This is a genomic window from Streptomyces sp. NPDC047525, assembly GCF_040643025.1.
Classification (GTDB): Bacteria; Actinomycetota; Actinomycetes; order Streptomycetales; family Streptomycetaceae; genus Streptomyces; species Streptomyces durmitorensis.
This window is the reverse complement of the sequence record NZ_JBEYTL010000007.1, coordinates 288,946-308,803: the sequence shown is the minus strand read 5'-3', so window position 1 is coordinate 308,803 and position 19,858 is coordinate 288,946. Positions and strand designations below refer to the sequence as shown.

Genomic DNA, 19,858 nt, shown 5'->3' with positions numbered 1-19,858 from the left:
CATCAGCGGAACTCGGCGATGGGCTCGGCGGATTCGGTGAACATCCGGCCAAGGAGCGCGTCGGGCACCGCGGAGACCATCGGGTTGCGCACGGCGGGCGTCAGCTGCTGCAGCTGACGCAGTCTGCGGGCTCTCTTGTACGTCCCGGTGACCCGCTGGAAGCGGTCCGCCTCGTACCGGCGCAGCGCGGCGACGGGGTCGTCCCCCGAGGTCAGCCTGTTGGCGAGGACCCCGGCGTCCTCCACGGCCAGGCAGGCACCCTGGCCGACCGTCGGCAGGATGGGGTGGGCGGCGTCCCCGAGCAGGGTGACCCGGCCACGGCCCCAGTTCCGGTCGGGTGCCCGGTCGCGGGCCGAGTCGCGCCACAGCAGGTCCTGCGGGGTCGCGCGCACCAACTCCCGTACGGTCTGCGACCATCCGTCGCCGTTGGGCGGGGCGTCGGCGGGCGCCTGCATGAACCAGTAGGTGCGCTCGCCGGGCAGGCCGAGGATCCCGCAGACGCCGGTCGGCCCGAACACCACCTCGAACCCGGGGTACTTGGGCCCGCCGTTGGGTGCGACGCCCTGCCAGCCGGCCATCGCCGGGCCGCGGGTCTCGGTGCGGCCGGGCGGCAGTAGAGACTTGCGTACGGCGGAGCCCACCCCGTCGGCCCCCACCACCACGTCGGCGTCGAGGACCTCCCCGTCGGCCAGGGTGACCCGCCCCTCCTGGGTCACGGACACCACATCGGCGCCGAACCGCACGGGGACACCGGAGACTTCGCCGAGCGCGCGCACCAGGTCGGAGTGGGTGACGCCAAGACCGGCCACGCCGTACTGACTGAGCCAGCGGCCGAGGTCGACCGTGGTGACGACGTGCCCGGCGACCGTCTCCATCCGGGCCCGGTCGAAGGGCTGGGCCACCGTGCGCACGGCGTCGAACATGTCCTCGCCGAAGGCACGCAGCGCCATCGCCGCGTTGGGCCAGAAGGTCAGTCCGAGTCCGGTGCGCAGTTCCTCGGCCCGTTCCAGGACGGTGACTTGCGCATCGCGGCGGCGGAGCATGCCTGCGAGCGCGAGCCCTCCGATCCCTCCACCCACGACGATCACACGCAGTCGAGACATCAAATCTCCAGTGTTGGGGCGACGAGCGGTGCTCGTCGCCGTCCGGTGAGGTGACTACAGGGGCGCGGCCTGCTTGCCCGCGCTCTCCCCCTCCTGAGCCGCGCCCGGGGAGCCCGGGGAGTGCGGGGAGTGCGTCTCCGCAGCCGCGCCGGCCGCGCGCGCCTTTCGGCCGGGCAGCACGACGAGGGCGACGAGCACCCCGGCCGCGGTGACGGCGGCGCCGGTGAGCAGCGCGTCCCCGAGACCGCCGACGAACGCCTCGCGGGCGGTGTCGAGCAGGGCCTGCCCCTGGCCGTCGCCCATGGACGCCGCGACTCCCGTGGCCGCGCCGATCGAGTCGCCGACCGCTTCGGCCGCCGGTCCGGGCAGGCCGTCGAGTCCGGGCAACGCCTCGCGGTAGGAGGTGGTGAGCACACTGCCGACCACGGCGATCCCGAGTGCGCCGCCGACCTGCATCGCCGCGTCGGTCACCGCGGAGCCCGCCCCGGCCTGGCCGGACGGCGCGGCCGACAGCATGGCGTCGGCCGCGGCGGGCATGCCGAGGCCCATGCCGAAGCCGAAGAGCGCGAGGCTCGCCAGGACCCGGCCCTCCGATGCGATCCCGGCTCCCGCGGTCAGCGCGAGCGAACCGGTGATCAGTACGAGTCCGGCCACCACGACCCACTTCAGGCCGACGCGCTCCACCAGCTTCGGCGCGAGCGGCGCGGCGACGATCATCGTGGCGATCGGCAGCAGCCGCAGGCCCGCCCCCAGCGGTTCGTACGAGAGCACGAACTGGAGGTACTGGGTGAGGACGAACAGCGCGCCGTACATCCCGAAGGAGATGGCGGTGATGGCGGCGGCGGCCCCGCCGAAGCGGGAGTCGCGGAACAGCTCCGGCATCAGCATCGGATGCGGCGTGTGCCGCTCCCACAGGACGAACGCGACCAGCAGCAGTACGCCGCCGCCGAGCGAGCCCAGGGTCACCGGGTCGCTCCAGCCGTTCCTGGACGCCTCCACCAGGCCGTACACGAGCGCGACCAGGCCCAGCACCGAAAGCAGGGCGCCGAGCAGGTCGAGCCCGGGGTGCTTCTCGTTGCGCGACTCGGGGATCAGCTTGAGTCCCACGACGAAGGCCACGATCACGACCGGGGCGTTGATGAGGAAGACGGATCCCCACCAGAAGTGCTCGAGCAGCAGACCGCCGACGACCGGGCCGAGCGGCACACCGAGCGCGGCCGTGCCGGCCCAGATGCCGATGGCCTTGGCCTGCTCCTCGGGCGGGAACACGTCCTTGATGATGGAGAGCGTGGCGGGCATGATCATCGCCGCTCCGATGCCCATCGCGGCGCGCAGCACGATCAGCGCCGTGGAGCCGTCGGCGAAGGCGGCCGCCACCGAGAACCCCATGAAGAGCAGGAGCCCGATCAGGAGCAGCCTCTTGCGCCCGAAGCGGTCGGCGAGGGTGCCGCAGAGCAGCAGCAGTCCGCCGAAGGCCAGGGTGTAGGAGTCGACGATCCACTGCAGTTCGGTGCCGGTCGAGCCGAGACTCGTCTGGATCTTGGGCAGGGCCAGATTGAGGATCAGGTTGTCGAGACCGATCAGGACCAGGCTGAGGCACAGCACGGCGAGGATCTGCCAGCGGCGACGATGGACGGTTGATCGTTCCACGGTCAGCTCTCTTTCAGGTGGCGTGGGTACCGCGCCCGGGAGAGGAGTGACGACTCCTTGTCGTCCCCCCGCTTGTCCTCCCTGAAGATCCGCGCGGTGGTGGGCTGGATACAGCGGGACGTTCCGGTTCAGGCCGCGCGTTCGGCACGGCGGCCGACCGCCGCGAGCCAGTCGCGCCGGATCAGCCCGCTGAAGGGCTCGACGAGGGTCCAGTACGGCTTGAAGCGGCGGGCCGCGCTCTGGCTGGTGACGAACACGCGGGTCTCCGTACGGAGACGGCTTCCGGCGCCGTCCGGCTCGACCCACATGGCGTACACGCCCTTGAGGTATCCGGGCCGGTCGAACGCCAGGAACTCCTCGGGGGTGAGGCCGCGGAGGATCGCTTTGGACAGCACGGGTTTCCAGGGCTGGCCGACGAAGCCGAGGATGATGGCGCCGTCGGCCGGGTCACTGCTCGGCCGGTCGCCGCCGCCAGGCTTGGTGCTGTCCGCCGGGCTGTCCGGCCCGTGGCTCTCCGCCGGGCTGCCCGGCCCGTGGCTGTCCGGCCTGGCGCTCTCCCGCCTAGTGCTCTCCGAGCCGGTGTCCGGCCTGTGGCTGTCCGACCCGTCGCTCTCCGGCCCGTCGCTCTCCGACCCGCCGTCCAGCCTGATGAAGCCCGCCCGCGTCATGTCGTGCACCGAATCCGCGGGGCCCGCGGGGTGCCCCCCGCCCTTGCCGGCCAGCAGCGAAGGCAGGGTGCGCAGCGCGACGAGCGGTCGCACCAGCCGCATCTCGCCCGGTGTCACCTCGCGCAGGGCACGGGCGGCGACCGCCGGGAGCGCCGCCACGTATCGGTCGTGCCGGGTGGTCCAGTGGCTGACCGGCAGCCAGACATCCAGCCGGTCGTCTTGCTGTGACCTGTCCAGCGACCTGTCCAGCGACCTGTCCTGTGACCTGTCCATGGGGTCCTCCTCGACGTCTCAGCTTTACGGTACCGGAGTTTCAGAACTCTGGTCTCGTATACTCGTGACATGCCGAACCCCGCGCCCCGCCTGGGCCGCCCCAGGGACAGCCAGATCGACCGGGCCGTGCTGGTCGCAGCGCGCGAGCTGCTCACCGAGTCCGGCTACACCCGCGTGACGATGGATGCGACCGCCGCCCGCGCGGGGGTGGGCAAGGCCGCGATCTACCGCAGGTTCGCCTCCAAGGCAGAGCTGCTCTTCGCCGCAGCCGTGCACGGCATGGACATCGAGCCCCCGCCCGACTCGGGCTCGCTGCGCGGCGACCTCTACGCGATGGCCCGGCTCATCCACGAGCGCCTCTCCAGCCCCGCCGCGCGCGAGGTGATCCCCGCGCTGCTGGCCGAGATGTCCCGCGACGCGGGCCTCGCCGACCGGCTCCAGAGCACGTTCGTCGCCCGGGAGCGCAGAGACCTCGCGTTGATCGTCGAGCGCGCCCGGCAGCGAGGCGAACTGCGCCGGGCACCGGAATCGGCACTGGTGCACCTGCTCCTCGGCGGCCCGCTCTTCCTCGCCCCGCTCGTCCTCACCCACCCGATGGACAGCGCCCAGCTGGACGCCATCGCATCGGTGGTGGCCGCGGGGCTCATCGCGCACACCGACGAACCCTCACCGGAGACTGCTACGGAGGAGACCTCTACAGCGGAAACCTCTACGGACTGAAGAAACCTACGAGCCTCAGCGCTTCCGCCGAGCCACAAGGAACGCCGCGAGGGACAGCACGGCACCCAGCAGCACCAGCTTGCGCTTCCGGCCTCCGGTGGCCGCCTGCTCGTCCAGGCCGGGGAATTCAGTGGTCGTCATGTGGCTCTCCTCGAAAGGGCGTTGATGGTGTACGCCCTCTCAGATCCGCGCCACACCGAACGGGATACACCACGCACAGCCCGCACCCGAGGCGGCACTCACCGGACCGTGTCGCCATGCTCAGCGATCCGCACCCCCGCCCGCCCTGGACAGGAAGATCTCCCCGTCCGCGACCCGCACGCCATAGGTGTCGACCGGGTCCATCGCCGGAAAGTCCAGCGCCTCCCCGGTGCGCAGGCAGAACCGGCTGAAGTGCCAGGGGCACTCCACCGTGGCGCCCTCCAGCTCCCCCTCGGAGAGCTTCGCCGCCTCGTGCGAGCACTCGTCGCGTACCGCGTGGACCTCGCCGTCGACATGGGCGAGCAGCACCTGGACCCCGCCGAAGTCCACGCTCACCAGCTCCCCCGGTGGCAGGTCCGCCAGCTTCGCCACACGGAGTTCTTCCTTGATGTCCACAGCGCGGTTTCCTCTCGGTCCACAGGGCTACGGCCTCAGCCACAGCCGCCTCTCCCCCTCCGATCCGCGAAGACGCCCCATGGATACGCCCCTGGAATCCGAACCACTGATCAGCACGGCGCCGACGAGGCGCTCACGCACCGATCACCGCCCGAACTCCTCGCCTGCTGCCAGACGTTGCCCGCTCAGCTGCGGGCGGCGATCGACGCGGACCTCGCGGAGCGGGACCGGGCGGCCGGGCAAGTCCTCGCGGCTCCGGCAACCAATTCGCCCGGTGGCGGCGACTGCCCTGCGCAACGCAGACGCAGACGCACACCCACCATCACCAGGGCGGACGAGGCAATGAGAGCGATCAAGGACGAGCAGCATGAGCCGCATGAGCCGTGCGAGGAGCACGAGCAGCGCGGACCCAAGACCGCGCGGCACCGCAGGCGCCGCCTGAGCCTGACGGTCGGCATCCCGGTGGCCATGGCGGCCGCGGCAGGCCTTACGTACGGCACGGCCTTCGGGGTCTTCGGCGAGGACGCGCAGCCGAGGGCGTCGGCGGCCACCGCGGCTGGTGCCGCAGCGGCGGCCGATGACGTGGCCGACGGCTTCGCCTCGGTCAACGCCCTTGGCCAGAAAGGGACTTACGGCGGACGCGACGGAAAGACGGTCACCGTCAAGACCCTCGCGGACCTGGAGAAGTACGCGACCGCCGCCGAGCCCTACGTCATCGCCGTCGCCGCGACGATCACGATGGACCCCAAGGGCAAGGAGATCAAGGTCGCTTCGGACAAGACGATCGTGGGCTCAGGCACCTCGGGCCAGATCGTCGGCGGCGGCTTCTTCCTGGGCCAGGGCGTGCACAACGTGATCCTCCGGAACCTGACGATCCGGGACTCGTACGCGGGCACCTGGAACGACAAGGAGCATGACTTCGACGCCGTGCAGATGGACGGCGCGCACCACGTCTGGATCGACCACAACGACCTGCGGCACATGGCCGACGGCCTGATCGACAGCCGCAAGGACACGACCTACCTGACGGTGTCCTGGAACAAGCTGAGCGACAACAACAAGACGTTCGGCATCGGCTGGACCGAGAACACGACGGCCGACATCACGATCCACCACAACTGGTTCCGCGAGACGGAGCAGCGCAACCCGTCCACCGACAACGTGGCCCACGCGCACCTCTACAACAACTACCTCCAGGACGTCGCGGGCACGGACATCACGTCGTCGTACGGGAACTACTCGCGCGGCAACACGAAGATGGTCCTGGAGAACAGCTACTTCGAGGGTCTCAACAACCCTGTGACGAAGGACAGTTCGGCGTCGGTCGTGCAGCGGGGCAACGTCTTCGCCGGGACGAGCGGACGCAACGAGAGCGGCGGCACGGCGTTCGACCCGAAGAGCTTCTACGCCTACACGCTCGACAAGGCGGCGGACGTCCCGGCCAAGGTGAAGGCGGGGACGGGCCCGCGCGCCGCGACCGGCGTCACCGCCAAGGCCGCCTCCACCCTCACCGTGGCGAAGGACGGCAGCGGCCAGTACAGGACGGTGCAGGCCGCGGTCGACGCCGTACCGGCGAACAACTCCTCGCGGGTGGTGGTCTCCATCGCACCGGGCACGTACCGCGAGACGGTGAAGATCCCGTCCAACAAGCCGCACGTCACCCTCCAGGGCACGGGCGGCAGCCGCAAGGACACGGTCATCGTGTACGACAACGCCGCCGGTACGCCCAAGCCGGACGGCTCCGGCACCTACGGCACATCGGGCAGCGCGACCGTGGCCGCGGAGGCCGACGACTTCCAGGCCCGCAATCTGACCCTCTCCAACGACTTCGACGAGAAGGCCAACCAGAACCTCGCGGGGCACCAGGCGGTGGCCCTGCGCACCGCCGCCGACAAGGCGTTCCTCGACGGCGTGATCGTCGAGGGCGACCAGGACACCCTGCTCCTGGACACGGCGGCCAAGGACAAGCTCGGCCGCGCCTACATCCGCAACTCCTACGTGGTGGGCAACACGGACTTCATCTTCGGCCGGGCCACCGCCGTGGTGGACCGCTCGGTGATCACCCTCAAGAAGCGCTGGGACGGCACCTCTCAGGGCTACGTCACCGCGCCGAGCACCCCCGCCGACCGCAAGGGCTTCCTGATCACCAACAGCACGGTCAACGGCGACGTGTCCGCGCGCAGCTTCTACCTGGGCCGCAACTGGCACGCGGGCGGCGACGCGACGCTCGACCCGCAGACCACGGTCCGCGACTCCGCCCTGAGCGGCGCCATCAGGACCACTCCGTGGTCGGACATGGGCGGCTTCCCCTGGAAGGACGACCGCTTCGCGGAGTACAAGAACACGGGTGCGGGATCGGGCACGGCGAGCGGAGACCGCCCGCAATTGACGGACGCGCAGGCCAAGAACCAGGAAATCGGTGACTGGCTGGGCAATTGGAACCCGACCGCGCTCAACCCCGCCTGAGCACGGCTCGCTTCACAGAGCACGGCTCGCTTCACGGGACGGGCCCCTCGTCGGTGCGGTCCTCGGAGAACGAGGACGACCGCTCCTCGAGAACTCCGACGAGAGCCGAGGCGACGAGGGCGACGGCACGGTCGTCGTCGTGGGCCAGTTCGCGCAGGACCTCCTGCGCGGTGGGTCCCGCGAGCTCGACCAGCGCCTGGGCGAGGCGGATCCGCGTCGCGGAGTCCGCGGTGGGCACGGCGAGTTCGTCGGCCAGGGCGGTCGTGATCCGGTCCGCGCACGCGGGGTCCCGGGACAGCGTTCCCAGGACCTCCGCCGCGTCGACGTCGTTCGAGCCGTCGACCACCATGCCGACGAGGGTGGGCACGGCCGCGGTCACGCCGTGCCTGCCCAGAGCGAGCGCGGCGTGCCTGCGCACCGTCGCGTCCGGGTCCCCGAGGGCGTCCGCGAGCACAGCGGTGGCGCCCGGAGCCTCGGTCATCGCTGCGATCGCGAGGACCGCGCGCCGCCGGATGTTCACGTCCGCCGAGTGCGCGCCGGCGTCCAGCGCCGCCACGCCGTCGCCGCCCGACCGGGCGAGCGCCCAGCGCAGGGCGCCCGCGACGTGGGGGTCGGATTCGGTCAGGACCGCCCCGGCCAGCAGCTCGGCGGGGACCGACACACCCTCCGGGCGGGCCAGGACGGCCTGCTGCCTGCGCGCGGCGCTGGTCGAGTTGAGCCCCCGCATGAGTTCGACGATGCGCAGGACGCTCTCCCAGCCGGTGGGCGCCGACGCGTCGATCGCACGGAGCCGTTCGAGCAGCTCCTGCTCCCGCGCCAGGCGGTCCTGCGTCCACTGGATGAGGTCGCTCACCAGGGCGGACGGCGTGAAGGCCGGGTCCTCGAGGGCGCGCCCGATCTGCTTGAGCGAGAGGCCGAGGGACCGCAGGCTCTCCACGTGGAAGATCCTGCGGATGTCCTCGGCGGAGTACTCGCGGTAGCCGCCGCCGGTGCGGCCCGTGGGCCGCACAAGCCCCAGGGCGTCGTAGTGCCGGAGCATGCGGGTGCTCACCCCGGACTGGCGGGCCACATCACCGATCAGCAATCCGCGGCCTCCGAAGCCTCGGTGCCCGCCGACGCAAGCGCGGCGGCAGCAGCGGCAACGGCGGCAGCAGCATCGGCAGCTCGCTCCGGGCCGAGCCGGACCACGCGCTTCGCCTCTTCGATGGCCGTGTCGAAACCGGTCTGCGGATCCTTCCGGAGCATCTCGGTGGCACGGGCGTGGGCGGCCACGTCCGGATCGGGATTCTCCGAAGCCTTCTCCAGGGCGGACTCGACGACGCCGCCGAGGTCGACGAAGGCCCGACTCAGACTCAGCTGCATGGTGCGATCGCCACGGCCGAGCTGCAGCACCAACTCGTCGGCCAGGTCCTTCTCCTCGCCCTCGTCCTCGGGCACGAGGACGACCGCGACGCGCCACGCCGTACGCGCGACCTCGTCGTCGGCGTCACGCAGCATGTCCCAGGTGATCCAGGCCCATGTGCTCTTGTCGCCGATCTTGGACAGCGTGTGCAGCGCCTGGCTGCGGGCCTGGTCGACCTCGGAGCCGAGCTCCGGGCGGATCCGGGGCAGGACGACCTCCGGCGGGAGGCGGGTCAGCGCCCAGGACAGCATGTCCCGTACGTAGAAGTCCGGCTCGACCGCGCACCGCTCGACGAGCATCTCCAGGAATGCGGGGTCGGGGTTCGAGCCGACCGCCAGGGCCGCCTTGAGCCGGACCGAGGACTCCTCGGCGCCCAGGGCGTTGGCCACTCGGGTGTTCAGCGGGGTCGTGTCGGTCGTGTTGATCGGGACCACCTCCTGCACCCAAGTGGAAACGTTATCACTGTGTCAAGGTCAAGCCCGCGCCCCGCGAACCAATAAATCCGCAGGTCAAAGCCACTTTCCTGGCATGTCGACGAAGGCGGGTGGCCGTGGCCGCGCGGGTCAGGCCGTCCGGCGCACGAGCACCCGGCAGGTGGTGGACAGGCCGCGACCGCAACCGATCAGGTAGGCGAGGGCGAGCACCGGGACGCTCGCGTTGAAGGCGACCTGCCCTCACCCCGGCCCACGTGCCGGGGTGATCAACTCAATCCCCCCGCCACGAGCCCACCCGCTACACTGGCCGCGGTGCACAGCCTCCAGAGGCCACGCGCACCATGCCTCGCCTTCGTAGCTCAGGGGATAGAGCACCGCTCTCCTAAAGCGGGTGTCGCAGGTTCGAATCCTGCCGGGGGCACCGAGAAGCGGCAAGCCAGGAGCCCTTCTGCCCGAGAGGGCGGGAGGGCTCCTGGCTTGCCGTACGCCATCTTCTGGTCGACACGCTCGGTCTGGTCCTCGCGGTGGGTCTACCAGGACCATCAGGGCCACGGCTTGCGGTGGTTCCGCACTCCATGAGGCTGTGGTCAGTCGATCTCGGGGTGCCGTGGGGCGGTCCCGGGCGTGTAGAGGGCGTGGGTGATGCCGGCGTCGGCACCGCTGTCGTAGCTGGCACGGAAGGTGGTCTCATAGATGTCGTCGCCGATGGCCTGACGGGCCTGCGCCTCGCACGCCTGGCGGGCGGCGACGAGTTCGGGTGCTCCCATCTGGGGGGAACCGAGGGTCTGCCACACCCGATCGGCGGTGCCGAGGAATCGGGCGGCCAGCTCGGCGTGCCCGGATGCGACCGTCGCGGAGGCGAGTGTGTCGAGGGCCATGGCCATACCGACGCTGTCGTGGACGCGGCGTTTGCCGTTGAGGGCCTCGCGAGCATGGGCTTGGGCCTCTCCCGCTCGTCCCAGGGCCAGCGCGGCGAGGGCGCGGAGGAAATCGCCCCAGGCGCGGGCATGCGTCTCGCCGCGGTCGTCGCACACTGCGCAGAGACGGTCCGCGACGACCGCTGCCTCGGCGACCTGCCCGAGCTGGATGTGGACGAAGGACCGGGCGACCTGGACGAGGGACCACGCCGCGTCGTAGCGCCCGGGGGACGGCGGGGTGCGCGGCGCCGTGTCGAGCGCCTCGGCCGCCTGCGTCTGCCGACCGCTCAGCGCGAGACAGGTGCCCTCGAGAAGAGCAGCGGCGACCGGGGCGGTCTCATCGGCCTCGTCGGCCGTGACCTTCCGGAAGGTGTCGACGAGGCGGAGGCCGGTCTCCATGTCACCCACTGTCTGGCCCGCCATACCGCGGGCCCACAGGGCCTTGGCACGGTCCGGTCCGGGGGCCGGATCCAGGTCCAGGGCCCGGTCGAGGTAGTACTCACCCTCCTTGGCGAAGCCGCAGGCGTACCAGAAGAACCACAGCGCCCCCGCCATCTGCAGCCCACTGTGCCCGTCCTGCTCGGCGAGGCAGAAGTCCAGGGCGGCGCGGAGATTGGCGTGTTCGGCGGTCGTCCGATCGTGCCAGGCGACCTGGTCCGGCCCCATCCAGGCGGCGTCACCGGCCTGGGCCAGCGCCCGGAAGTAGTCCCGGTGCCGGTGGCGCAGCGCAGACTCCTCTCCGAGACCGCGCAGCCAGGCGACGCCGAACTCGCGGATGGTGTCGAGCATCCGGTAGCGCTCGCCACCGCCGGTCGGCTCCCACATCACGACCGACTTGTCCTTCAGGGAGGCGAGCAGCCCCGGGATCGCCTCCTCGGGAAGGCGCGCGTCGGCGCACACCGCCCGAGCGGCCTCGACGTCGAAGCCGCCGACGAGGACGGAAAGGCGGGCCCAGAGCAGCCGTTCGGCCGGGGTGCACAGTTCGTGGCTCCAGCCGATCGCGGTACGCAGCGCCTGGTGCCAGGGCGGCTCGGCGTCGGCCACCACCTCGTCGGTGGTGCCCAGGACGGCGAAGCGGTCGTCCAGCTTCTCGGTCAGCTCGGCCATCGAGAGGTCGCGCAGACGGGCAGCGGCCAGCTCTATGGCGAGCGGGAGGCCGTCCAGGGAGCGGCACAGACGTACGAGATCGGGCCGGTTGGCGTCGGTGACCGCGAAGCCGGGCACCGCCTCGGCGGCCCGGTCGGCCAGCAGGGCCATCGCGTCCGCACCACCGCATCCCGCGCCCTCGCCTTCGGGTACGGGCAGCGGGTCGACGGTCAGCGGCTGCTCCGCGTGCGTGCCCAGAGGGCGGCGGCTCGTGGCCACGATCCGCAGCCCCGGCGCGGCCCGCAGCAGCACCTCGGCGGCCAGCGCGCATTCGTGGACCAGGTGCTCGCAGGTGTCCAGGACAAGCAGCACCTCGCGCCCCGCCAGGTAGTCGGCCAGCACATCGATCATGGGCCGCGTCGTCTGATCCGCCAGCGCAAGCACCTCGGATACGGCGTGTGCGAGCAGCGCGCCCCGGCGCAGCGACGAGAGCTCCACCCACCACACCCCGTCCCGGAAGGACGGCTGCACCTCGTGCGCGGCCCGCAGCGCGATCCGCGTCTTGCCCACCCCGCCGACCCCGGCCAGCGTCACGAGCCGGGCGCCGTCGTCGATCAGCCGCCGGACCTGGGCCAGTTCCTGCTGTCGGCCGTACAACTCGCGTGTCTCCGGGGGGAGATTCCCCGCTCCTTGCCGCCGCATGGCCGCACCCTTCTCGCTCTCCCGCCATGGGGAGGCAGCATGGCGGTTGTGCTCGGACCGCGGGACGGTCGGCACGAAAGTGACCGGAAGTGTCGCCGTCCGATCACGACCGGCCGAGATTGCCCTGTGGCCCGCTCGGTACGTCTTCGTTCGTCGGTACGCCTTCGTTCTTCGGTACGCCTTCGTTCTTCGGTACGGGGAGTACCGGTCCCGTCAGCATGCCGGCGGTGGGCTGGACGAACAGCAGGGTGAGGTCGTCGCCGTGGCCGTCGCCGTCGTGGGCGGCCGAGTGGTGGTCGACGAGGTCGACCAGGTTCGCAAGGGCCTCGTCGAGGGCGGGCGCGCTCAGCGCGGCCCGGACCCGGCAGTCGAGGGCCAGCGGGGTGCCGTGCGCGTCCCTGGCGTCGGTGAGGCCGTCGGTGTAGAGCAGCATGCGCTGGTCGGGGGTGAACAGGACGGTCTGCACGCTCGGCGTGGGCGACAAGCCCAACGGCAGGGAGGGACAACGGGATTCAAGGACTTCCAGGGTCCGGCCCACCCGCAGCGGCGGCGGGTGCCCGCAGTTGACCAGGCGGACCGCGCCGGGCACGAAGTCCGCGATGAGCAAGGTGACGAAGTCCTCGTCCCCGAGGTCGCCCCGTACGCGGTCGTCGAGGATGTGGGCGAGGCGGACCAGGTCCGGCTCCGTGGCCGCGGTGTGGCGGAAGGCGGAGAGCACCGCCGCGCTGATGCGGACCGCGTCCAGGCCATGACCCGTCACGTCTCCGACGATCAGGCGCGGCCCGGACGGCAGCAGGACGGCGTCGTGGAGATCCCCGCCGACCAGGGCACCCTCGCTCGCGGAGCGGGTTCGTACGGCCGTGGCCAGGCCGCCCAGATCGGCGGGCAGGGGGCGCACGAGAGCACGTTGGGTGAGTTCCGCGACGCGGGTCATGCGGACGAGGGCGGCCTTGCAGCGCATGCGATCGCGCGCCATCAGGACCGTCCACAGGCCGTGGACGGCGAGCAGTGGCCCGACGACGAGCAGGGCGCGGTCCGGCACCGTCGGCTGGGCCGCGGCGCTCACAGCGACCCCCGTCTCAATCGCTGTTGCCAGTAGTAGCCATCCACGCTCCGAGAACATCGCGTGCCTCCGTGGCAGGTCGTCCCTTGCCCCGCGCCAAGCCATGCACGTTCCCACACCTGCCCGGGGCACGTGCGGCCCTTCACGTCATCGGTCACGGAGCGTGCCCGCCTGTCGGGGTCATACAGGCCCGCGAAAACGGAACCACCAGCTCAGGCAGGGTGGAGCACCACCACGTACTGACGGAGCGTCAGCTAACGAACACCACCCCGGTGTGACTCGGCCTGATCAGGCAGTGACCGGAAACGTTGTCGCCCTGCGCGTTGCGGGCCCCGTGGATCACCAACCTCACCTCGCACGCGCACCTCTTGCCTCTTGCCGCACCGCCTCTCATTCATTTAACGTCCCTTGTATTCAATACATGAGGCATCGAGGAGGTGCAGGCGTGGCAGAGGCGCCGGGGCGTCGCAGTTACGACTCACAGCGTCGGCAAGCCCAAGCGCATCAGACTCGCGTCGAGATCGTCGGTGCGGCGCGTCATCTGTTCGTCTCGCGAGGCTGGGCGGCGACCACGATGCGTGAAGTCGCGCGCGAGGCAGGCGTGTCGGTGCCCACCGTGTACGCGGCCTACGGGAACAAGACCGGCCTGGTCCGTGCCCTGGTGGATGCGGCGGACCTGTCCGCGGACATGCCCCAGCTGCTCACCGAGCTGGAGGCGGCTTCGGGGCCCGAGCGGCAACTGGCTGCGATGGCCGCTTACGACCGAAGGCTCTTCGAGCACGCCGGCGACCTCATCCGGCTGATTCGTGAAGCCGGCCGGACCGACGCCGAACTCTCGACTGTCTATGACCAAACCCGCCGCGACGCCGACCAGTTCCGCAGCGAGGTCTTCTCCACCTGGCCCGCCGACACGCTGCGTCCTGGCTTGAGCCTGTCCGCTGCCCTCGACGTCTACGCCGCGCTGTGCAACGTCGACGTCTACACCACGCTCACAGTCGAACGTCACTGGACACCTGCCCGCGTCGAAGGCTGGTGGGCCGAGACACTCGTCGGCCTGCTGCACCAATAGCCAATAGCCCGTCGACGGGACGCATCACAGAAGAAAAGGGAACCTCCCATGACTGATCAGGGCGTCACCTTCATCAACGTCATCGAAATATCCGCCGAACGAGCCGACGAGTTCGTCGAACAGTGGCGTGAACGCGCGGCCCTCATGAGAACAGCACCCGGGTTCCGCGACGTCCGGCTGCACCGCTCCCTGCTGCCGGACGCGCGCTTCCAGCTCATCAACATCGCACACTGGGACAGCGTCGAAGCCTGTGAGGCCGCCGGCGCCAATCCCACGGTGGTCGCCTCCGTTTCCGAAGCAGCAACCTTCGCCAGCGCCAGCCCCGGCTTCTACGAGGTTGTCGCCGAGTACTGCTGAGCGGAGACTGCGAACCGCCTCCGTGAGCTGAGCTGGCGCCCCTGCTTCAGTCCGTCTCTTCGCCCTCGGAGCCGTCAGGCTCGTCCGCCGCGTACGGATGGATGTACCGGTCCTTGCTGAAAGGGGTGAACCAGGTCGCGATGCCCATGGGGCCCATGGGGGTGACCGTGCCCGTTTCGCTCTCGTCCATGCCGTCCATCGCGTCGTCGTACAGCCACTCGTGGTCCATGTCCTCGTAGACCCGATCGGCGAAGCACTCCAGCGCCGATGAGACGCCCTCGTCCAGGAGACCGAACGTGTCGAGCGTGGCCGCCGCCTCGCGCAGCAGGAGTCTGAGCGTCAGCTCCTCGGCCACGCAGCTCAGCTGCTGGAAGCTGCCCTCCGTGAGCCGTGTGGTCAGCGCGATCGCCGTCACCAGGAATCGACGGGCGAAGCGTGCGTCGTACTGCAGGGCGTAGCGCGGGGGCAGCTCGTCCAGGAGCCACATGGGGCGGCCGCACTCGGCGACGTTCGTTCCCTCACGGTCCAGCGCGTACGCGTCCTGGAACAGCTCGTCCAGGAGTACGTCCATGCCCCAGATCAATGCCCCCGCCGCCAGCTCGGCATCCCCCTCCGTCTTAGTGCTGGAGCCCTCGCTCTCCGGCGGCCCCTCCTCACCCTGCCCACCGAACATTCCCGAGCCGAACGCCGCCAGCCGTGGCGCCATGCTGCGGATCTTGGAGCGGATCGCGTCGGAGTCGACGGTCGTTCCTGCCTCCTGGGCCGACGCCGCGCCCCCGGCAAGACCCATCAGCCGCGCGCGGCGGGACTCGACGTCGTCCGGCGGAGCGTCCGGGCCGTCCGCCGCGTCCAGGCTCTCCTTCGCCAGGTCCGGCTGCAGCTCCACCTGGCATCGCTCGACGGTCCAGTCGGCGAGCAGCTCCGTGCGATCGAGGAGCTCCTCCACCAGTTCGCGGACGGCCTCCTCGGCGAACTCCAGGGCCGGGGCGTCCACGAAGACCTTGAGCAGCGCACCACCGGGATACACGCCCACAAAGGTGTCGAGGACCTTCACCTCCATTCCGTCGGGGCCCTCGATCTCCTCGACGGAATCGAAGCCGTCCTCGAGGAGAGCGCCGGCGCCGACCCGATGCAGCTCGTCCATCTCCGAGGTGCCGTTGGCTATCCGCGTATCCACACTCACTGCATAGGTCACGCGACACAGCCTCGCAGGAGGTGCCGCCGATTGCTCACGCAATGCCGACTTCCCGTCTCCCGTCCCCGTCCCCGTCCCCTGACGAGCTGCCGCACCGCGCCCAGGGCGGGGCGGGGCGGCGTTCGCGCATTCAACCAGTGTTGAGCGCCTCTCCCTGGGAACCCGATACGTGAACCGGCGGCATCGGACCTCGCCGGTCCGACCGACGACCGACGTCACGGTTCTTGAGCTCCCATGGAGATCGGCACACTCCCGCACGCCGACCCCCATGGTTGAGGCGGGCCGGCCGTGGCCAAGGGGAGCCGCCGCGGCCGGGCCCTGCCACCAGGGCCTCACCGCCATCGCCCCCGCTGTTACGTCCCCCTAATACGGTCCCGGCCAACCACCCCGCCCCCGCGTCCCCTCTCCTCCACCATGGGGACACACACTCAGGGGAAGCCCGCGACGCGCAGGAAGCCCAAGCACCCCCGCGCCCGCAAGCCACGCCTCAGCAGCCTCAGCAGCCTCCGCCTGGGCCGCCTGCACCGCCTGCACCGCCTCCGTCGACGCCTCATCGACTACCCCCGTCTCGGCAGACGCGGCCTCCGGCGGTGGATTCCCTCCTGGCGGCAAGGGCTCGGCTCCCTCACCCTCACGCTCGCCGCCCTCGGCTGCCTCTTCGCCCTCGTGTACGCCTCCGTCGACATCCCCGACGAGAACGCGACCGCCCAGCGCGAGGCCAACGTCTACTACTGGGCCGACGGCACCCAGATGGTGAGCACCGGTGAGGTGAACCGGCAGAACGTGCGGCTCTCGGAGATTCCCGATGCCGTCGAGAACGCCGTCATCGCCGCCGAGAACGACACCTTCTACAGCGACTCCGGCGTCTCGCCCAAGGGCCTCGCCCGCGCCGCCGTCAACATGGTCCGCGGGCAGGAGACGCAGGGCGGCTCCACCATCACCCAGCAGTACGTGAAGAACACCTACCTCTCCCAGGACCAGACGGTGACGCGGAAGGTCAAGGAGTTCGTCATCGCGTTGAAGGTGGACCGGAAGAAGAGCAAGCGCGAGATTCTCCAGGGGTATCTCAACACCAGTTGGTTCGGGCGTGGCGCCTACGGCATCGAAGCCGCCGCCCACGCCTACTACGGCATCCCCGCACGGCAGTTGAACCCCAGTCAAGGTGCCGCACTCGCCGCCCTGTTGAAGGGCGCCGAGCAGTACGACCCCTCCGTCAGCGAGGCCAATCACCGCCGCTCCGTGGCCCGTTGGAAGTGGATCCTCGACCGGCAGGTCCGGTCCGGGCTGATGAAGGACAGTGTGCGGGCGAAGTTCACCGCCTATCCCGAGCCCCAGAAGGAGTCCCGGGCCACCAGTCTCGGCGGGCAGACCGGCTATCTCGTCGACGTCGCGAACAAGTACGTCAAGCAGCACACCGCCCTCACCGACAAGGACCTCGCGCACGGCGGCTACAAGATCCACACCACCTTCGACAAGGACAAGGTGCGGAGCCTGAAGGGCGCGGTCGAGCGCGTCGTCGACCGCGACATCGATCCGAAGAAGCGCGCCGCCGACAAGGGCGTGCAGGTGGGGGCCGCTTCCGTGCGGCCGTCCGACGGCGCCATCGTCGCCCTGTACGGAGGGGCCGACGCCACCCGGCACTTCACCAACAACGCCGACACCTCCGGCGTCCCCGTCGGGTCCGCCTTCAAGCCCTTCGTGCTCGCCTCCGCCCTCGAACACGGCCTCCGTACGTCGGCCGGGCGCAGCACGCGGTGGCAGCCCGTGTCCACGGGGAGCTTCTACGGCGACGACGGCCTGCTCCAGGGCGCCCGCTCGGACGGCTCGGGCGTGGCCGCGCCCACCCTCGGCAGCGGCAGCGGCGGCAGCACCAGCGGGCCCGACTCCGCCCACCCCACCCTCCGCCGAGCCCTCGCCAAGGGCGGCAACGCCACCTACGTACGCCTCGGCAAGGACGTCGGCCTGGAGCGCGTGCGCCGCACCGCCGTCTCCTCGGGGCTGCTCGAGGACAGCATGGCGCGCCTGGAGAAGACCTTCCCCATCGGCACGTCGACCCCCAGCGCGATCCGCATGGCCGGCGCCTACAGCACCTTCGTCAACCGCGGCCTGCAGCACGATCCTTACTCGGTGACCAAGGTCGTCAAGGACGACGAGACCGTCGGCGGGCTCGCGAGGCCCGGTGCGCGGCGCGCGCTGGATCCGGATGTGGCCGACGAGGCCGCGGGCGCGATGCGGGGCGTCGGCGCGGCGTCCGTCCAGCGGCCGGTCGTCTCCGGGCGCACCGGTGATCAGGACCGCCTCCGGTCGGCCTGGTTCACCGCCACCACCGAGGAGTTGTCGACCGCCGTGACGATGTTCCGGACCAGTGCGGGCCAGGCGCAGCTGATGCCCATGTCGGGCGTGGGCGGGGCGCGTTCGCAGCACGGGAACGTCTTTCCGGTGCGGATCTGGCAGGACTACGTGAACTCCCCGTCCGCTGACGGTGGTTCATAGCCGTTCCGCTCTTCGCCCTTGGGGCCTTCCCCCGCCGCCGATCGGCTGTCATTGTTCCGATATGTATCCCTATGGGCCACCTCCGGGGCCGCCGCCACGCATCGACGCGCGGCAACTGCGCCCGCGGCGGCGGTGGTTCGTCGTCGCGGGGGTGATCGCGGCGATCTGTATGGGCATCGGCATCGCGAGCTTCGTCCTGACGCTGACCTCGACCGTGGACTCCGTCGACGACGGCGAGGCGTTCGCCAGCGGGCAGTCCGTCACGCTGCGGATCGGACCCGACGACCACGCCGCCATCTACGTACGCAGCCCCTTCATCGCCCGTGCGCACTGCAAGGTCGTCTCCGGCCCCTCCGGCTCCGCGCCGCGCGTGACCACGCCGGACAGCAGCTTCACCGTGACCAAGGGCAGCGTCGAGTGGGAGCGGGTGTTCGTGCTCAAGACGGACACGGCCGCGGACTACCGCGTGATGTGCGACGACGCACGCGGCGCCCTCACCTTCGCACCCGGCGACGACGCCGACCTCGCGTCCTTCGTCGGCGGCATCGTCGTGACCGTCGTCGTGCCGCTCCTCGGCCTCCTCGCGGGCGCCGGCATCGCGATCATCGTCGGCGTACGGCGCGGCAGGCACCGCCGATGGCTGGAGGCGCAGGCGTACTACGGCTACCGGGGTGCCCCTCCCCCGCACACCGGTTGACCTTCCCCCTGGGGCAGAGCCCATCGTCCTGCGTGCCGGGCCAAGGGGCCCGGTGACGGAGGATTCCCCCATGGACGCGCACGCACAGGTACATGAGGGCGGCGAACCGCTGCTCACCATCGGCGACTTCGCGGCCCGCGCACGGCTCTCGCCCAAGGCGCTGCGCCTGTACGACCGCCTCGGACTGCTGACCCCCGCGTACGTCGACGAGTCCACCGGCTACCGCCACTACCGCCCGGCGCAGGTGGAGCACGCCCGCATGGTCGTCCTGCTGCGCCGCCTCGGCATGCCGCTCGCGGACATCGCCGCGACGGTACGGCTCGACGGCGAGCAGGCGGGGCGGGCGGTCGCCGCTTACTGGGCGGACGTCGAGGAGCGGCACGCGGAGCAGCGCACGCTCGTGGGGTACCTCCGTGGACGACTGTCCGAGAGAGGTTTTGAGATGTACGCGAAAGATTTCGAGGTCAAGACCGTCGACGTGCCGGAGCAGTACGTCATCTGCGAGAGCAGGCACGTGCTCTCCGAGGAGCTGCCGGTCTGGATCGACGCGTCGACGCGTCGCCTGGAGGAGGCGGCCGAGAGCGAGTGCGGCGGCATGGCGGACTCGCCGTTCGTCGTCTACCACGCGGAGGTCACGCAGGACAGCGACGGCCCCGCGGAGGCCTGCGTACCGGTCAGGGACGCGGCGGCCGCGCGGGCGTGGGCGCAGAAGGCGGGCCGCGAGCGGGGCACGAGCTCCCGCGTGGAGCCCGCACGCCGGATCGCCTACACCCGCATCACCAAGGCCCAGGTCTCCTACCCGCAGATCCTCGGCGCGTTCGAGGCGGTGGAGGCGTGGGTGGCCCGCGAGGGCCTGAAGGTCACGGGGCCGTGCCGCGAGATCTACTTCGTGGAGTGGGACACGGCCGGCCCGCAGGACCAGGTGTGCGACGTGGCGTTCCCCGTGGGCGAGTGAGCAAGTGAGCA

17 protein-coding genes and 1 tRNA gene are annotated in these 19,858 nt (G+C 70.8%); 8 read left to right on the top strand and 10 right to left on the bottom strand.

The genetic code is table 11. The features are described from left to right. Positions 1 to 2: 2 nt before the first annotated feature. The 3 genes from ABZ833_RS22325 to ABZ833_RS22315 all read right to left on the bottom strand — a co-directional run bounded on the left by ABZ833_RS22325 (position 3) and on the right by ABZ833_RS22315 (position 3,694). Complete coding sequence (locus ABZ833_RS22325) at positions 3 to 1,103, bottom strand: FAD-dependent monooxygenase (RefSeq protein WP_361049231.1); 1,101 nt, start codon at positions 1,101 to 1,103, stop codon at positions 3 to 5. 54 nt (positions 1,104 to 1,157) lie between these two features. After that, a complete protein-coding gene (locus tag ABZ833_RS22320; protein WP_361049229.1) occupies positions 1,158 to 2,753 on the bottom strand; it encodes a DHA2 family efflux MFS transporter permease subunit in 1,596 nt (531 codons plus the stop codon). A 128-nt stretch (positions 2,754 to 2,881) separates the two neighbouring features. After that, the gene (locus tag ABZ833_RS22315; RefSeq protein WP_361049227.1) at positions 2,882 to 3,694 is read right to left on the bottom strand and encodes a hypothetical protein; all 813 of its coding nucleotides are present in this window, start codon (positions 3,692 to 3,694) and stop codon (positions 2,882 to 2,884) included. 69 nt (positions 3,695 to 3,763) lie between these two features. Here ABZ833_RS22315 and ABZ833_RS22310 point away from each other — a divergent pair, with 69 nt between their 5' ends. Then, the gene (locus tag ABZ833_RS22310; RefSeq protein ID WP_361049225.1) at positions 3,764 to 4,414 is read left to right on the top strand and encodes a TetR/AcrR family transcriptional regulator; all 651 of its coding nucleotides are present in this window, start codon (positions 3,764 to 3,766) and stop codon (positions 4,412 to 4,414) included. A gap of 15 nt (positions 4,415 to 4,429) precedes the next feature. Here ABZ833_RS22310 and ABZ833_RS22305 read toward each other — a convergent pair whose 3' ends face one another. Beyond that, on the bottom strand, positions 4,430 to 4,555 hold the full coding sequence (locus ABZ833_RS22305; RefSeq protein WP_361049223.1) for a hypothetical protein: 126 nt from the start codon (positions 4,553 to 4,555) through the stop codon (positions 4,430 to 4,432). 120 nt (positions 4,556 to 4,675) lie between these two features. Further along, positions 4,676 to 5,011, bottom strand: a complete 336-nt coding sequence (locus ABZ833_RS22300; protein ID WP_361049221.1) for a non-heme iron oxygenase ferredoxin subunit — start codon at positions 5,009 to 5,011, stop codon at positions 4,676 to 4,678. 468 nt (positions 5,012 to 5,479) lie between these two features. On the opposite strand from ABZ833_RS22300, the gene ABZ833_RS22295 reads away from it, so the two are divergent. Next, on the top strand, positions 5,480 to 7,477 hold the full coding sequence (locus ABZ833_RS22295) for a pectinesterase family protein (RefSeq protein WP_361049665.1): 1,998 nt from the start codon (positions 5,480 to 5,482) through the stop codon (positions 7,475 to 7,477). A 31-nt stretch (positions 7,478 to 7,508) separates the two neighbouring features. Here ABZ833_RS22295 and ABZ833_RS22290 read toward each other — a convergent pair whose 3' ends face one another. Then, the gene (locus tag ABZ833_RS22290) at positions 7,509 to 8,561 is read right to left on the bottom strand and encodes a MerR family transcriptional regulator (protein WP_361049219.1); all 1,053 of its coding nucleotides are present in this window, start codon (positions 8,559 to 8,561) and stop codon (positions 7,509 to 7,511) included. Then, a complete protein-coding gene (locus ABZ833_RS22285; protein WP_361049217.1) occupies positions 8,555 to 9,322 on the bottom strand; it encodes a HEAT repeat domain-containing protein in 768 nt (255 codons plus the stop codon). The genes ABZ833_RS22290 and ABZ833_RS22285 overlap by 7 nt, the downstream gene beginning before the upstream one ends. Positions 9,323 to 9,661: 339 nt before the next feature. On the opposite strand from ABZ833_RS22285, the gene ABZ833_RS22280 reads away from it, so the two are divergent. After that, a tRNA-Arg gene (locus ABZ833_RS22280) sits at positions 9,662 to 9,734 on the top strand. Positions 9,735 to 9,900: 166 nt separating this feature from the next. On the opposite strand, the gene ABZ833_RS22275 is transcribed toward ABZ833_RS22280, so the two are convergent. Next, positions 9,901 to 12,018, bottom strand: a complete 2,118-nt coding sequence (locus tag ABZ833_RS22275; RefSeq protein WP_361049216.1) for an NB-ARC domain-containing protein — start codon at positions 12,016 to 12,018, stop codon at positions 9,901 to 9,903. Between the two features lie 103 nt (positions 12,019 to 12,121). Beyond that, on the bottom strand, positions 12,122 to 13,084 hold the full coding sequence (locus ABZ833_RS22270; RefSeq protein WP_361049214.1) for a PP2C family protein-serine/threonine phosphatase: 963 nt from the start codon (positions 13,082 to 13,084) through the stop codon (positions 12,122 to 12,124). 442 nt (positions 13,085 to 13,526) lie between these two features. Between ABZ833_RS22270 and ABZ833_RS22265 the strand changes: the two genes are divergently transcribed. Both ABZ833_RS22265 and ABZ833_RS22260 read left to right on the top strand, forming a co-directional pair. Continuing rightward, positions 13,527 to 14,150, top strand: a complete 624-nt coding sequence (locus ABZ833_RS22265; RefSeq protein ID WP_361049212.1) for a helix-turn-helix domain-containing protein — start codon at positions 13,527 to 13,529, stop codon at positions 14,148 to 14,150. Between the two features lie 48 nt (positions 14,151 to 14,198). Then, positions 14,199 to 14,507, top strand: a complete 309-nt coding sequence (locus ABZ833_RS22260; RefSeq protein WP_361049210.1) for an antibiotic biosynthesis monooxygenase family protein — start codon at positions 14,199 to 14,201, stop codon at positions 14,505 to 14,507. Positions 14,508 to 14,553: 46 nt separating this feature from the next. Here ABZ833_RS22260 and ABZ833_RS22255 read toward each other — a convergent pair whose 3' ends face one another. Then, entirely contained in the window at positions 14,554 to 15,684 is a 1,131-nt protein-coding gene (locus ABZ833_RS22255) for a hypothetical protein (protein WP_361049208.1), read from the bottom strand. A gap of 432 nt (positions 15,685 to 16,116) precedes the next feature. On the opposite strand from ABZ833_RS22255, the gene ABZ833_RS22250 reads away from it, so the two are divergent. From ABZ833_RS22250 to ABZ833_RS22240, 3 genes are all read left to right on the top strand, one after another. Then, positions 16,117 to 18,195 (top strand): transglycosylase domain-containing protein, encoded by a 2,079-nt coding sequence (locus tag ABZ833_RS22250; protein WP_361049206.1) that lies wholly within the window; start codon positions 16,117 to 16,119, stop codon positions 18,193 to 18,195. Between the two features lie 61 nt (positions 18,196 to 18,256). Further along, positions 18,257 to 18,892, top strand: coding sequence for a hypothetical protein (locus ABZ833_RS22245; RefSeq protein WP_361049204.1), 636 nt, complete (start codon positions 18,257 to 18,259; stop codon positions 18,890 to 18,892). A gap of 70 nt (positions 18,893 to 18,962) precedes the next feature. Further along, positions 18,963 to 19,847: a MerR family transcriptional regulator gene (locus ABZ833_RS22240; protein WP_361049202.1), complete on the top strand. Its 885-nt coding sequence runs from the start codon at positions 18,963 to 18,965 to the stop codon at positions 19,845 to 19,847. Positions 19,848 to 19,858: the final 11 nt, after the last annotated feature.

Bases quoted from the DNA above. Each gene is read 5' to 3' on its own strand.
- ABZ833_RS22310 (WP_361049225.1), top strand. From the start codon at position 3,764: ATGCCGAACCCCGCGCCCCGCCTGGGCCGCCCCAGGGACAGCCAGATC.
- ABZ833_RS22315 (WP_361049227.1), bottom strand. From the start codon at position 3,694: ATGGACAGGTCACAGGACAGGTCGCTGGACAGGTCGCTGGACAGGTCA.
- ABZ833_RS22245 (WP_361049204.1), top strand. From the start codon at position 18,257: ATGTATCCCTATGGGCCACCTCCGGGGCCGCCGCCACGCATCGACGCG.
- ABZ833_RS22250 (WP_361049206.1), top strand. From the start codon at position 16,117: ATGGGGACACACACTCAGGGGAAGCCCGCGACGCGCAGGAAGCCCAAG.
- ABZ833_RS22305 (WP_361049223.1), bottom strand. From the start codon at position 4,555: ATGACGACCACTGAATTCCCCGGCCTGGACGAGCAGGCGGCCACCGGA.
- ABZ833_RS22295 (WP_361049665.1), top strand. From the start codon at position 5,480: ATGGCGGCCGCGGCAGGCCTTACGTACGGCACGGCCTTCGGGGTCTTC.
- ABZ833_RS22275 (WP_361049216.1), bottom strand. From the start codon at position 12,018: ATGCGGCGGCAAGGAGCGGGGAATCTCCCCCCGGAGACACGCGAGTTG.
- ABZ833_RS22240 (WP_361049202.1), top strand. From the start codon at position 18,963: ATGGACGCGCACGCACAGGTACATGAGGGCGGCGAACCGCTGCTCACC.
- ABZ833_RS22325 (WP_361049231.1), bottom strand. From the start codon at position 1,103: ATGTCTCGACTGCGTGTGATCGTCGTGGGTGGAGGGATCGGAGGGCTC.
- ABZ833_RS22260 (WP_361049210.1), top strand. From the start codon at position 14,199: ATGACTGATCAGGGCGTCACCTTCATCAACGTCATCGAAATATCCGCC.